This is a genomic window from Marinicella rhabdoformis (assembly GCF_009671245.1).
Taxonomy (GTDB): domain Bacteria; phylum Pseudomonadota; class Gammaproteobacteria; order Xanthomonadales; family Marinicellaceae; genus Marinicella; species Marinicella rhabdoformis.
On record NZ_VTFS01000010.1, the window covers coordinates 1 to 13,953 of the forward strand.

General features: G+C 40.8%; 16 protein-coding genes and 1 tRNA gene. 9 read left to right on the forward strand and 8 right to left on the reverse strand.

Features of this window, described 5'->3' with window-relative positions:
- Positions 1-199 (forward strand): integrase core domain-containing protein (locus FET73_RS14890; protein WP_154224767.1); only part of this gene is annotated, 199 nt, incomplete at its 5' end.
- On the opposite strand, the gene FET73_RS14895 is transcribed toward FET73_RS14890, so the two are convergent.
- Positions 182-682, reverse strand: coding sequence for a synaptobrevin family protein (locus tag FET73_RS14895; protein WP_154224768.1), 501 nt, complete (start codon positions 680-682; stop codon positions 182-184). The genes FET73_RS14890 and FET73_RS14895 overlap by 18 nt on opposite strands.
- Positions 675-1,241 carry a recombinase family protein gene (locus tag FET73_RS14900; protein WP_154224769.1) on the reverse strand — a complete coding sequence of 189 codons (567 nt, stop codon included), beginning with the start codon at positions 1,239-1,241 and terminating at the stop codon, positions 675-677. The genes FET73_RS14895 and FET73_RS14900 overlap by 8 nt, the downstream gene beginning before the upstream one ends.
- A gap of 288 nt (positions 1,242-1,529) precedes the next feature.
- Between FET73_RS14900 and FET73_RS14905 the strand changes: the two genes are divergently transcribed.
- The 3 genes from FET73_RS14905 (at position 1,530) to FET73_RS14915 (ending at position 3,690) form a co-directional block, all read left to right on the forward strand.
- Entirely contained in the window at positions 1,530-2,093 is a 564-nt protein-coding gene (locus FET73_RS14905) for a TIR domain-containing protein (protein WP_154224770.1), read from the forward strand.
- A gap of 26 nt (positions 2,094-2,119) precedes the next feature.
- Positions 2,120-2,956 carry a macro domain-containing protein gene (locus tag FET73_RS14910; protein WP_154224771.1) on the forward strand — a complete coding sequence of 279 codons (837 nt, stop codon included), beginning with the start codon at positions 2,120-2,122 and terminating at the stop codon, positions 2,954-2,956.
- An 80-nt stretch (positions 2,957-3,036) separates the two neighbouring features.
- Positions 3,037-3,690 (forward strand): hypothetical protein, encoded by a 654-nt coding sequence (locus tag FET73_RS14915; RefSeq protein WP_154224772.1) that lies wholly within the window; start codon positions 3,037-3,039, stop codon positions 3,688-3,690.
- Between the two features lie 83 nt (positions 3,691-3,773).
- Here the strand turns inward: FET73_RS14915 and FET73_RS14920 are convergent, their stop codons facing one another.
- The 6 genes from FET73_RS14920 to ftsY all read right to left on the reverse strand — a co-directional run bounded on the left by FET73_RS14920 (position 3,774) and on the right by ftsY (position 8,299).
- Positions 3,774-4,001, reverse strand: a complete 228-nt coding sequence (locus tag FET73_RS14920; RefSeq protein WP_154224773.1) for a hypothetical protein — start codon at positions 3,999-4,001, stop codon at positions 3,774-3,776.
- A 378-nt stretch (positions 4,002-4,379) separates the two neighbouring features.
- On the reverse strand, positions 4,380-4,859 hold the full coding sequence (locus FET73_RS14925; RefSeq protein WP_154224774.1) for a JAB domain-containing protein: 480 nt from the start codon (positions 4,857-4,859) through the stop codon (positions 4,380-4,382).
- Positions 4,860-5,391: 532 nt separating this feature from the next.
- A tRNA-Phe gene (locus tag FET73_RS14930) sits at positions 5,392-5,467 on the reverse strand.
- 95 nt (positions 5,468-5,562) lie between these two features.
- Positions 5,563-5,832, reverse strand: a complete 270-nt coding sequence (locus tag FET73_RS14935; protein ID WP_154224775.1) for an oxidative damage protection protein — start codon at positions 5,830-5,832, stop codon at positions 5,563-5,565.
- Positions 5,810-6,856, reverse strand: coding sequence for an A/G-specific adenine glycosylase (gene mutY, locus FET73_RS14940; RefSeq protein WP_179952327.1), 1,047 nt, complete (start codon positions 6,854-6,856; stop codon positions 5,810-5,812). Before mutY ends, FET73_RS14935 begins: the two co-directional genes overlap by 23 nt.
- A 21-nt stretch (positions 6,857-6,877) precedes the next feature.
- The gene (gene ftsY, locus FET73_RS15335; RefSeq protein WP_246172781.1) at positions 6,878-8,299 is read right to left on the reverse strand and encodes a signal recognition particle-docking protein FtsY; all 1,422 of its coding nucleotides are present in this window, start codon (positions 8,297-8,299) and stop codon (positions 6,878-6,880) included.
- Positions 8,300-8,349: 50 nt separating this feature from the next.
- Between ftsY and rsmD the strand changes: the two genes are divergently transcribed.
- The 5 genes from rsmD to FET73_RS14970 form a co-directional block, all read left to right on the forward strand.
- The gene (gene rsmD / locus FET73_RS14950) at positions 8,350-8,913 is read left to right on the forward strand and encodes a 16S rRNA (guanine(966)-N(2))-methyltransferase RsmD (protein ID WP_154224777.1); all 564 of its coding nucleotides are present in this window, start codon (positions 8,350-8,352) and stop codon (positions 8,911-8,913) included.
- The gene (gene coaD / locus FET73_RS14955; RefSeq protein ID WP_154224778.1) at positions 8,906-9,406 is read left to right on the forward strand and encodes a pantetheine-phosphate adenylyltransferase; all 501 of its coding nucleotides are present in this window, start codon (positions 8,906-8,908) and stop codon (positions 9,404-9,406) included. The genes rsmD and coaD overlap by 8 nt, the downstream gene beginning before the upstream one ends.
- Before the next feature lie 3 nt (positions 9,407-9,409).
- Positions 9,410-9,661 (forward strand): YfhL family 4Fe-4S dicluster ferredoxin, encoded by a 252-nt coding sequence (locus tag FET73_RS14960; protein ID WP_154224779.1) that lies wholly within the window; start codon positions 9,410-9,412, stop codon positions 9,659-9,661.
- Entirely contained in the window at positions 9,658-11,316 is a 1,659-nt protein-coding gene (ggt, locus tag FET73_RS14965) for a gamma-glutamyltransferase (RefSeq protein ID WP_218944368.1), read from the forward strand. Before FET73_RS14960 ends, ggt begins: the two co-directional genes overlap by 4 nt.
- A gap of 409 nt (positions 11,317-11,725) precedes the next feature.
- Positions 11,726-13,953, forward strand: a 2,228-nt coding sequence (locus tag FET73_RS14970; protein WP_154224780.1) for a beta strand repeat-containing protein, incomplete at its 3' end; no start/stop codon positions are given.

A 13,953-nucleotide genomic window follows, 5' to 3' on the forward strand; every position in this document is an offset into this window, starting at 1 on the left:
TTGGGACAATGCCGTTATGGAACGGTTTTTTAGAAACCTGAAAACCGAAAGGCTAAACTCATTGAGCTTCATTAATCATGAAGCGGTGATTGCTGAAGTTGAAAGTTATATCTACTTTTATAACTACAAAAGATTAAACTCAGCAATTGGATACATAACACCAAACAAAAAGTACAACGAATTAAGAAAAGCAGCCTAAAAATGTGTCCGGAAAAACTTGACCATTACATATAGACGAAAAGGAAAGAATAAACAAAGGGATTAGTGCCATACAGAGATAACCACCAACAGAGTGCCAGCCAGCAAATTTTCTATATGTTTTTGCTTGTTCTTTAAACGAGTCAAAAGTGGCATTTTCTGTTACAGCTTGGGTTAGTTTTTCTGCTCTTTTTTGGAGTAAATCAATAGACTCCTCAAATTTTTTAAGACCTTTAACCTTAGTGTTGATTTCATGAAATTTATCATCAAACCATTGGGCTTTTGGTACTTGAACAACTTCATTCTCATGATCTCTAACAGGCTCAAATAAATCTTTATGTGCTTCTTCAATATTATCAGCTTTTTCAGAAAGGGTGTTTAAATCTAATGCTTCAACCTCTTCCATTAAAGCCCGAAAATTTTGCATTTCAACTATTAACTGATCGTATTTTTCATTAAGTTGTTTGCTGTTTAATTTAGCCATAGTTTTTTCCATGTTGTGCAATTAACCGATAAACGGTTGTTTTGCCAATATTGTATTTATTCATTAATTCAGAAATTGTAAGGCCTGCCTTTTTATCATCAACTAATTGCTTAATTTGTCTTTCATTCAGTTTGGGCTTTGCGCCAAATTTCACACCATTGGCCAAAGCTTTTTGAATACCCTCGTTTTGCCTTTCTTTTCTCAGCTCAGTCTCAAATTCTGCAATGCCAGCAAGAAAAGAAAACATCAATCTGCCCTCTTTCGTTGTCGTGTCTATAGATTGGTCAAGCACCTTGAAATCAACCCCTTTTTCATTCAACTTGGATAAAGTTGAATGCAAGTGAAGCGTTGAGCGCGCTAATCGATCAAGTTTGGTGATGACCAACAAATCACCATCACGAACATAATCTATACAATTTTTAAATTCAGGACGTTGAGCAGTGGTGCCAGATGATTTTTCTTTGAATATCTTCTCGCAACCAAATTGATTAAGTTTATCCAACTGAACATCAAGAGACTGTCCAACAGATGATACCCTTGCATAGCCAACAATTGCCATTATTCCCAAAATATCTATAAGATTAAAGAACTATAATTATAGAACAAAATATGGAACAAATAAACAGATAGTTCTGGAATGTATACTTTTCGAGACTTATAGTGTCAGATTACGGAATAAACGTGCGTCCAGTAAACGCCAATTTTGCCTTAAATCAATCACTTATGATAATATCAGATTTTTAAGCGCTCGAATATTAGCAAATTTGACGATATATAGTATTAATGCTATATAATAAATTGTTAGGGGCCAAGCCTAGCTATCAGAAATATAACTTTTGGAGAAAAAATGGCATATAGAAATGGAAATTACACAGCCTTTTATGTTGCAGAACCTTTCAACGCAAGTGCACTTGGGGCACATGCCACAAAAGACTTTTGCTATTACAACATGCTACGAGCTTGGAAAGGTAATGACTCTTCTTTCCCTTTCGATGACGGGCATGACAAAACATACAACGTCCGTGATAATAGTGATTGGGAGTTAACGTTAAAACCAAGGTTAAGAGAACGACTTCGAAGTTCAAAAAACATCGTTCTTTTCCTTAGTTCCAATACAGTAAGTTCAAGGGCATTAAGGGAAGAAATTGATTATGGGATTAATGACCAAGGGATGCCAGTCATTGTGATATATCCCGAATATGACTCCAAAGAGAGTCTTCTGACAAACGGAAATCTTAAAACAAGCGTTAAAAACCTATGGGATAAGCTTCCGATATTCAGAGATTCAATGGGTAAAGTTCCAACACTTCATGTGCCATTAAAACAAAGCCTCATTAAGAGCGCCCTAATTGACTCGGACTTTATGCTAGCAACAAAAGTTGATCCAGGCATTTTTCGGTATAACCCTTAATTATCTGACGGGCACATAATCGAGCGATGACAAAAGTAAGCTTCTTTGACAAAAGGGTTTTTGAAAACTTTCTCAAGGTCACTTCATCTATAAGTGTAACCTTATCTCTTATTGTCCTATTCGTTGATATTCCGAAGGACTGTAAATCTTTATATGGATGGATTTTCCTCGGGTCGTTGGCGGTAATTTATATTTTAATTTGGATTTGGGCCATCACCTTAAACAAGATTGATATCAAAGTTGAAGGAAGCGATGTAACAATTAAAGTTGGTGATATTTTTCAGCAGGCAGGTCTGAAAGCTATTGCATTTAACGAGTATTTTGACACGCAAGTAGACAATAAAATAATTGCCGAGAACTCGGTTAACGGCATATTTATCAACAACCACCTCGAAGTCTCAGTTTCTGATCTGGATGACTATATTCGAAACTATGCATTTGAAAACGATGAATTTATTGAAAGCAACCCTGATAGAGCGCAAGGCAAGGTTGATCGTTACCAAATAGGAACCATTTGTATACATGGCGACTATCTACTAACAGCATTCGCCAAGTTCGATAAGAATAACAAAGCCTTGCTCTCTATGCCTGAGTACTTAGAGTTCTTGATTAACTTTTGGGATAAGGTAAATAACGTCTATGCCCAGAAAAATGTGTCCACGCCAATATTTGGTTCAGGAATTACTCGAATAAAAGGCCATAAATCTATAAGTGATGAAGACCTATTGAAGATAATGCTTTGGACTTTCCGGATTAGCGAAATGCGATTCAAATATCCAGCAAGACTTACTATCATCATTCATAAAGATAAGATTAATCAAATAAATCTTCTCGATATTAAATCAGCGAGGAACGGGGTATGAATGCCCCTAATAAGCGCATGTTGTCGGACTGGTTTTCCGCTGGGCTCCAAACCAGCCGCAAATGCCGGCGTTATACCTAAATGGAAACTCTTTACCAATTCTACCTCGAAAACAAAGCGATCTTACTGTGGGTGTCAGCCATATTGAATTTTCTGCTTTTAGGATTTGCTTACTTCAATACTCAACACCACAAAGAGCAGCTCAAGAAACTTCAGCATAAGCTTGATTTAAAACTTTCAAGGAAAACGTCAAATTATCAATCGAAGCTCGCTCAATATGAGCGTTACTTAGAAAAAATAGATGAATTTGGCAAAAACAATCAAACAAATTTAATGGCTACGTTTCAACCTGTTGTTAGTACGTATTTTACTGCAATGGCTGTAGCTAAAACTCAACACGACAAAAAACAAGCCTTAAGTGAGTTTACAAGTGCAGTTTTCGCCATAAAAGATCAAGCATCCCGCGACTATATAAAATTAAGAGCAGAGACTAAATCTATTCGCCTTGTGGCAAGCGAAGCAATGTTGAATGCATTAGATGATCTCGAAATTTCAGTAAAAGAGTCTATGGACACAGCAAGCAGTTTTTTGCAGTCTATGCCTCAATTATTTTTGTCCGGTGACCAGCAGAAAATATATTCTGAACAAAAGCAATTTGAGTCACAATGTAAATTGATCCAAGAAAAGTCTACCCTACTCGAAAAAAGAATGCGCGAAGACTTACAGGAAATTTAGGCATAAAAATACCTTGCAGACGATTCACTTACTCCGTAGTTTTGTTTCGGGATTTAGGTTCCCATAATGTATTTTATGTTACGTTAGATTGCTGGATGAGAATTAAGTTTAGCAATGTTTCTGTGCTCTGTTTTAAGCATATTCAATTTATCCATTAACATCTTGTGCTTTGCCTGGTCAAAATTCACTGAAAAGGAATTCATAACCAATTCTCTTTGAAGGGCTCGAATTTCATGGTTCAAACCTGAATTAATTTGTGCCTTACGTGCAAGCCTGGTGTTTTTTATTTTTTCTGCTGCTATATTTTTCATATCAATTCCCAAATAAGATCAAACGGCCAGAAGCTTATCGGTGGTTATCGGTTACTTCGAAAGTTACCTGACGGTCATCAAACCGTTTGATGGCTGAAATTATCGGCAAAATGATATGAGTTGAATACAGAGAAATTCTGATTTCAGTGTCAATAAATTCCTACAAAAATGAGTATGTCACGATTTGAAACAATTTTGTCTGAGAACTGTTTCAAAACAAGTTATTGGAAAAATTGTAAATGTAAGTATCTGTAGGCTCCTACTTTGGGAATTGGTGCCAGTTGCGCCCAATTGAAACAAAATGAGCGGTTTTGTTTCGGGCAATAAAGCTTCTACTTTTGAAGTCAATACAAAATGGGGGGGGATTACCCAATGACCTCACATCAACTGATGAGATGCCATTGAAAAAAATGTTTTTCCACCTATAACAAAGTGATCCAGAACTTTCACATCAATCAGTTTAAGAGCTTCCTTCAAGTTTTCAGTCAATCGAATATCAGACTGGCTTGGTTTGGTGTCACCTGATGGATGATGATGAGCTAAGATAACCGCAGCTGCGTTGCAAGATAGCGCCTTTTGAGCAATCGTTCGAGGGTAAACCTGGGCTGATGAAATTGAACCAGAAAAAATCACTTCATGACAGATTAGCTTATTTTTAGAGTTAAGAAACATCACAGAAAATGTTTCGTGAGGTGTCTGCTCATGGTTCAACAACAAAAAATCACCCACAAGGTCAGGACTACAAAACGCTTCACTTTCAGTTTGAAAAGAGTGATTGCATTTCTCACCCACAAAATGCTTTGCCGCTTCAATCACTTCTTCTATCGTACTATATTCAAATTTACTTGTATTTTTCATGTCATTTCCTCAATCGGTTAAGTGTTTATATATTTTTAAAATCTATAAACCCTGCCCGTCTAACGAAGACACGGGGGGAAGCGTAAAGAAAAATCAACGGCTTGATCAAAATCGCAGTGACGAACGACAGTGAGTTAACCGATTGCAGTATCAAACGGATTATTTATCTTGGTAGCGGATTGTGGGCAGTAAGCCCCTATTTTTGCGTGAAGCGCATAACAAGCGAACGACCAGTAAGATAAGCAAAACACCGCCAAGCGGTGAAAGAAATTTAATTAGAGCATAAAAAAAGGGCCGATGCCCTTTGAAGTTATTTATTTTCTTAGGATGTAATAGCTGACCGTGATGACGCCTTACTTTAAAGATGGGTTAGTTGGTAAAATGTAAAGGGGTTTAGTTCTAGTTTCAACTTACAAGTGGAATCCACTTATTAAAAATAACAATAATAGAGACTTGCGTTGGTACAAATCATGGTACAAACAATATAATTATTAGAATTATTATTTAATATCAACAACTTACATGAATAAAATGGTGCCCGGTCGCGGAATCGAACCACGGACACGGGGATTTTCAATCCCCTGCTCTACCGACTGAGCTAACCGGGCACACCATCTTGAGAGATGACCTCTCTCAAAGGAAGGCGAATTATAGTTTGGCTTTTTTTGTCTGTCAAACTTTAGTCGCACATTTTTTTAATTAATTATTCGTCTTCTGGCGCAAAACCTTGTGGGGTAACGTCTTGGCCTTCGAATAAAAATTTAATCATTTTTTCTTCTATGATTTTACGATGCTCAGGATCGATTGGAGAAAAGTGATTTTCATTGATAATCATGGTTTGTTGCGCCAGCCATTCTTGCCAAAATTTCATACTGACGTTGGCCATGATGCGTTCGCCCAGTTCGCCAGGGTATGCAGGATATGGAATCGGTGCTTGATCAGCACCGTATTTAAGGCAAGTGATGGTTGTCATAGTGATTCAGTATGTGTGTCAATGCTTTTGGATGTGGGTATTTTAACAGTTCTGATCGTTGGATGCGCTTTGATTGACTGTCTTTTATAGCGATGTTTTGCTGTGTATGGGTTTGTGGATAAACATGCAGCTGTAGAATGCGGTGCGTCAGCTTGTGCGTTATGACAAACAAAGGTGGCTCTTTTGGCTCAACTTCGTACAAGGGAAAAAACCACAGTTTAGGCCAAATGCCTTTACTGGGCCTTTGTTCTAACTGTAACGTGCTTAATGTGTCATCACTACAGGCTTCTAGCCTGACATATAAGTTCAAGGTGGTTTGTTTGACCTTTTTCTTTTTCTCAGGGTAGTCAGCAATCACATCTTCTCCCTTGGCCAGACAGCTGGATTCTATCGGGCAGCGACTACAATCAGGTTTGGACTTTTTACACAAAGTTGCACCCAAATCCATCAGGCCTTGCGTATAAGCTGCTGGGTCTGTTTGGTTCGCATGCTGTTCTGCCAATGCCCAAAACTGCTTTAATGTGCTGGCTTTATTCGGTTCGCCTTTGACCAAAAACTGTCGCGCAAACACACGTTTGACGTTACCATCCATGATCGGCTCAGGTTTATCAAATGCCAATGACATGATGGCTGCAGCTGTTGACCGGCCGATACCAGACAAAGCTTCCAGTGCTTCTCGTGATTGTGGAAGCTCGCCTTGATGAAGCTCAACACATTGTTTCGCAGCCTTGTGTAAGTTTCTTGCGCGGTTGTAGTAACCCAAACCTGACCACAAGGCCATGACGGTTTGTTCGTCGGCTTGTGCCAATGATTCTAGCGTCGGTAAAGCAGAAATAAAGCGATCAAAGTATTCCATAACTTTAACCACCTGAGTCTGTTGTAGCATGATCTCTGACAACCACACATGGTAGGGATTGGCTTGTTTTTTACTGCCTTTTTGTGAGCTTATTGGCTGCCAAGGCAAATGCTTTCGACCATGTTGGTGGTACCAATTGACCACCTTTTGCGAATCAAATGTCGCCAAAATTTTTCCTGTATCCAACCTTTATCCAACTATCGCATCAACAAAGTCTTTGGCAAGATAAGGCTTGAGGTCAACCGATTGTTCACCCACACCAATGTACCTAACCGGAATGCCGAACTCTGCAGCCAGATTGAACAACACACCGCCTTTGGCAGTGCCGTCTAATTTGGTGATAACAATGCCACTGAGCGTTCCTGCCTTGTTGAATTCACGCACTTGTGAAATGGCATTTTGGCCTGTGCCACCATCGACCACTATCAGCGTTTCATGCGGTGCCGTTTCATCATTTTTCCTCATCACACGACCAATCTTTTCCAACTCTTGCATCAAGTTGGCTTGGGTGTGTAATCTTCCGGCAGTATCGGCAATCAATATGTCCATGCCCTTAGACTTGGCCGACGTCATGGCATCGAAAATCACAGAAGCAGAATCTGCCCCTGTATTTTGTGCCATCACAGGAATGTTTTCACGTTGACCCCAGGTTTTCAATTGTTCAACAGCAGCAGCACGGAAAGTATCACCAGCAGCCAGCATCACTTTTTTTCCATCTGATTTGTATTTTTTGGCCAGCTTGGCAATGGTTGTTGTTTTGCCTACACCATTCACACCCACCACCAAAATAACAAAAGGTTGTTTTTCAGTGTCAATGTGCAATGGTTGTTCCACTTTGGCCGCTAATTCGCCCAATTGCACTTTCAAGGCATCATAAACCGCATCGGCATCTGATAAGTTTTTGCGTTTGATAGACTTTCTTACTTTTTCCATCACATCCATGGTGGCTGTGGCACCCACATCAGCCATCAACAAAGTGGTTTCTATGTCTTCGAACAGTTCCTCGTCAATTTTTTTCTTGAATGAAAACAACTGCTTCATTTTTTTGCCGAAGTTTTTGTTCGACTTTTCTAGTTTGCTTTCCAGTACATTAGTTTGCGAATCATTTGACTCACTATCGGGGGTATTCAACGCTGTAGCTTGTGCCGATTTTTTAGGCTCAGTTTCAGTATAAACAGGCACTTCTTGGGTTGTTTGTTCATGAATAGGCTTTTCTTGCTGTTCAAGGGTGGGCTGAACAGTATTATTTGCCTCTACATTTTGTGGCGCCTGATTTACCGCTTGATTATTTTGAGTTGGGTTATCCTGTTGTTGTTCCCGCTTTCCTTCTGGTTTTGGTTGCTCATCACCACTTTGTGCACTTTTTTCTTCAACGACAGGCTCAACAGCAGCTTGTTTTGATTGTGTTCCAGCTTCATTATTAGTTGATTTATTGAAATCAGAATCCACATCAATTGATACTGACTTTGGAGCGCTTGGGTTAACAACAATAGGATCATTTGCTGTTTCCTTAGCTTCCTTGGCTTGGGCTTGCTGCTGTGCCAGCTTCTCTTTAGCCAACTTTTCTTTCTTTTTGTTCTTAAAAAACTTAATCATGGTGCTTGTGGACATTGAATTCTGTAGAATATGGCGTTCATTTTATCAAAATAAAGTCATAATTCGTGTCACAAGTCAGAATCATAGCAGGAACGCACCGCTCAAGACGCATTGAAGTACAGGATGCCAAGGGCTTACGGCCTACTACCGACCGTGTCCGTGAGACATTGTTTAACTGGTTAGCCCATGACATTTATGGCAAAAATGTTTTGGATTTGTTCGCTGGTTCTGGGGCTTTAGGCTTTGAAGCCGCTTCCAGAGGGGCTTTACATGTTGACATGGTGGACAATGCTGAAAAAGTCGTAAAGCAATTGCTGGTCAATAAAAAAGCCTTACAATTTGAAAACATCAATATCCAAAGAACATTCGCCAAACAATTCATCAATAAAAACGAAAAAAAGTACGACTTGATCTTTTTAGACCCTCCTTTTGACAATGATGATTTGAACACAATCAGTGCTATAATCAACGACTGCGCTGGACCTGACGCCTTACTCTATCGAGAGTTCAGAAAAAATCAGGTCATCAATGACATGAACCCTGAATTTTGGACTTTACACAAACAAAAAACCGCAGGCCAAGTTTGCTTTGAACTGTGGAAAAAAGAAGACACCCTAAGCCATGAGTAAAAACAACATCGCCATTTATCCTGGCACGTTCGACCCCATCACCAACGGTCATGCTGACTTGATTCGTCGTGGCGCAAAAATCTTCGATCATTTGGTGGTTGGCATTGCTGACTCCCGGCGCAAAGGCCCTTTATTCACACTAGATGAAAGGATTGAGTTAGCAAAAAAAATCACCGCCAAATACGATAACGTAACCATTGTTGGCTTTGATGTTTTATTGGCTGACTTTGCCGAACAACAAAATGCGCAAGTGATATTGCGTGGTTTGCGTGCTGTATCAGATTTTGAATACGAATTTCAATTGGCCAGCATGAACCGCCATTTGATGCCAGATGTGGAAACCATGTTTTTGACACCCGCTGAACAATTCAGTTTTGTCTCATCATCGCTGGTAAAAGAAATCGCCATGCTCAATGGTGATGTATCAAAATTTGCCCATCCTTTGGTGCTCGATGCATTGAAAGACAAGTTCGGATTTACTGAAGGACAATAAACCATGGCTTTGATCATCACCGACGAATGTATCAATTGTGACGTGTGTGAACCCGTCTGTCCCAATGATGCGATTTACATGGGCCCTGAAATATTTGAAATCAACCCTGATTTATGCACCGAGTGTATCGGACATTTTGACGAGCCACAATGTGCAGAGATTTGCCCAGTTGAATGCATCCCCAAAGACCCAGACCACGAAGAAACTGAAGACCAATTGATGGCCAAATACAAAAAATTGACTGAAAAATTATGAAAAAACTGACCTTAATACTTATGCTGCTAAGCAGCACAGCTTTTAGCCAAACGCCTCCTAAAGCCGCCATTGCATCGTCCCATTACCTGGCCACTGAAGCAGGTCATAAAATTTTGGCTGAAGGCGGTAACGCTTTCGATGCGGCCATTGCAGTCAGTTCAACATTGGCCGTTGTAGAACAACAAAGCTCAGGCATCGGCGGTGGCGCATTCTGGTTATTACACCGAGCCAAAGACGGCAAAAATGTGATGATTGATGGTCGTGAAACCGCACCAGGCGCTGCACACCGTGACATGTATTTGGATGAAAACGGCGAAGTCGATCGCGACAAAGCACTTTTCGGACCCACAGCGGCCGCCATTCCAGGTGAAATCGCAGGATTAGAACATTTAGCCAAGCATTACGGGCGTTTGCCATTAAGCCAATCATTGCAGCCGGCCATCAATGCCGCTGAAAACGGTTTCAAAGCCTACCCAAGACTGATTCGCCACATCAAAAACAAAAAGAAAATCATAGACCGCTACCCAGCATCTCAAGCCATATACCTGCCCAATGGCAAATTACCAGAATTGGATCAACTGATCATCCAAAAAGATTTAGCCAAAACGCTGAAAGCCGTGGCAAAGCATGGCAAAGCCGGCTTCTATGAAGGCAAAGTGGCCAAAAAACTGGTCAAAGCTTCAAAGAAATACGGTGGCATTTGGACCTTAGATGATTTAAAAAATTACCAAGTTAAAGAACGCGAGCCCATCACCACAACTTACCTTGGTCACACCTTGGTTACGGCATCACCCCCTTCTTCTGGCGGCATAGCCATTGCCACCATCTTGAACATTTTATCAGCTTGGGATTTGAAAGAGGTGGACGCAGCTGAACGTGTGCATTTGGTCACCGAAGCGATGCGTCGCGCTTACCGCGACCGCAGCATCTATTTGGGCGACCCAGATTTTGTCGAAATTCCGACCCAAATGCTAACTCACCCTTACTATGCCGACGGCTTGCGTGCAGCGATCAACCCAAAGAAAGCCATGCCATCTGACCTATTACCCGGTATTGGTGAATCGCCAAAAGGTGAAGATACCACACATTTTTCTATTATTGATACTGAAGGCAATATGGTTTCTGCCACATTAACAGTTAACACAGGCCTGGCTTCTGCTTTTATTGCTGATGGTACTGGTGTGTTGTTCAACAATGAGATGGACGACTTTTCAGCCAAACCGGGTGAACCTAATGCTTTTGGATTGATTGGTGACACTGCCAATGAAATCGCACCTTTTAAACGCCCACTGTCCAGCATGAGTCCTACCATTGTCATGGGTGATGACAAAGTGGCTGTGCTTGGCACACCCGGTGGCTCACGCATCATCACCATGGTATTGTTGGCCATATTAGATTATTTCGATGGCAATTTGCCTGAGTCTTGGGTTTCCTTACCTCGTTATCACCACCAATATTTACCAGATAAATTGTATGCAGAGTCAGCAGCATTCACTCCAGAAATGGTTAAATCGTTAAAAGCCAAAGGCCATGAAGTCAAAGTCTACGACCGCACCTGGGGTAACATGCACGGCGTTTATTGGAACAAAAAATCAGGCGAAGTTTTGGCCGCTTCCGATCCGCGTGGCACAACTGGTAAGGCAGAAGTCAAATAAATGGACTGCATATTTTTAAAAATGGCGGGTGACAATTTGTGACACCCGTCACAAAAGAATGAGCAATTCTATTCAATAAATGAATCCTTTTTGTAATTAATTGTTAATTGTTTGAATATTTTTTTAACAGTTCAACCACCAAGCAAAGAACACATACACAATATGATTGCTTAGCCCGCAACAAAATACCTTTAATTTACAAAGCTTGAAAGAAACATAAATTGGCTTTAATATCAGAATGATAGCAACCACATCACTTCTTAAATAAGTTCAACAACACAAAAATATCACCCTGGATTTTCACTAAAGAATCAAAACACAAGTAAAAACTCAAAAAAAAGCAGCATATTTGCAAATCATTTAATCTGGTAATAGGCTAATTATTCGTTAATTAAAAGGGGATAATAAGATGAAAAGAATACTTTTTTTATTTTGCTTTGTAACGAGCACTGCATTTGCTCAACACTCTTTGCTTGACTTCGTTGATTCAAATGAAAATGAAGCTTTTCAGGACAGTTCAAATCAAACGCGAAGCAATAACAACCAATTTTGTGAAGGCAACTTACTATTAGATCAACCACCAAATCAAAGTAATGGACTTTTTATAGACACTGATTGTGACTTTTGTTTACCTGGAACTGGTGTACAAATAGTGTCAGACAACTTCGTTTTACCCAGTGACACTTCATTGGGTCAATTTGTCATATTTGTTGGATATTTCCCCGACAACAATGCCATTGTAGATACATGGACACTCACGATACACAACGACAACGGCGGCATACCTGGTACAGTGGTATATACAGAATCAAACGTTTCTGCAACTAAAACAGATACTGGAGTAGACCTTTTTGGTGTAGATGAATTTCGGGTGGTGTTAACAACCAGCAATGCCGTTCCTTTAACTGCAGGTACTTATTGGTTAGAAATTCATAACGACTCAATAGGTTCTACAGACAGCGTATTCTGGGAAGTGGGAGACACGGGCACCAACTCTATAGCTGGAAACGTATTTGCCACTGAGTATCCAGCGGTTACATGGAACGCAGAAACAAATGATATGGCGCTACAAATATGCCAAGAAGCATTTGACTTAAATGTTAATGTGACAGGGTTGGCCGCAACAAACGCTGTCACTGTTTCTAATGCCAAAGACCTGCTCGACATCAGCAACAATGGTATAACCAAACTGTCTGGACTTTCAGATGGCACAGCATATAACATCAGCATTACTCAACAGCCAGACACCCCAAATCAAGTCTGCACAATTACTTCAGGTAATGCCTCAGGAAACATGATTTCAAGTGGTGTCACTGTGGATATTGCATGTGTTACAACCCAATACAATGTAGACGTAAGTGTTTCAGGTTTAGCCGCAACTAACTCAGTCAGCTTCTCCAATGGCGGAGACACTTTAAGTATCGGAACTGATGGCACACAAACCATCAGCACCGCCGATGACGGTTCTGCTTATGATGTAGATATCACAGCACAACCTGATACACCTGATCAAGTGTGTAGTTTCGACAATGCAGATGCTGGTAATTTGGCAGGTGGCGATGCCACAGTTAATGTCAGTTGTGTGACTACTCAATACACTGTCGGTGTCAATGTTTCTGGCTTGGCTGGTGGCAATACAGTTGTGTTCCAAAACAACGGTGGTGATGACTTGAATGTCAATGCCAATGGCGTCAGCACTTTTGCTACCGCTTTAGATGATGGCTCTGCATACAATGTTTCTGTCTTAACACAACCTACTTCACCTAACCAAACCTGTGTGGTCACTGGACCAATGGGTAATCTGGCCGGTGGTAATGTGGAATTAGCCGTGGCTTGTACCACCAACCAATATGATGTAAACATCAGCGTGACTGGTTTAGCCGCAACCAACTCAGTCAGCTTCTCCAATGGTGGTGACACTTTAAGCATCGCTGCTGATGGCACACAAACCATCACAACTGCTGATGACGGTTCTGCCTTTGATGTGGACATCACAGCACAACCTGATACACCTGATCAAGTGTGTAGTTTCGACAATGCAGATGCTGGTAATTTGGCAGGTGGCGATGCCACAGTTAATGTCAGTTGTGTGACGACTCAATACACTGTCGGTGTCAATGTTTCTGGCTTAGCAGGCGGTAACTCTGTAGTGTTCCAAAACAACGGAGGTGATGACTTGAATGTCAATGCCAATGGCGTCAGCACTTTTGCTACCGCTTTAGATGATGGCTCTGCATACAATGTTTCTGTCTTAACACAACCTACTTCACCTAACCAAACCTGTGTGGTCACTGGACCAATGGGTAATCTGGCCGGTGGCAATGTGGAATTGGCCGTGGCTTGTACCACCAACCAATATGATGTAAACATCAGCGTGACGGGTTTAGCCGCAACTAACTCAGTCAGCTTCTCTAATGGTGGTGACACCTTGAGTATCAACACCGATGGCACGCAAACCATCACCACAGCTGATGACGGTACTGCCTTTGATGTGGACATCACAGCACAACCTGATACACCTGATCAAGTGTGTAGTTTCGACAATGCAGATGCTGGTAATTTGGCAGGTGGCGATGCCACAGTTAATGTCAGTTGTGTGACTACTCAATACACTGTCGGTGTCAATGTTTCTGGCTT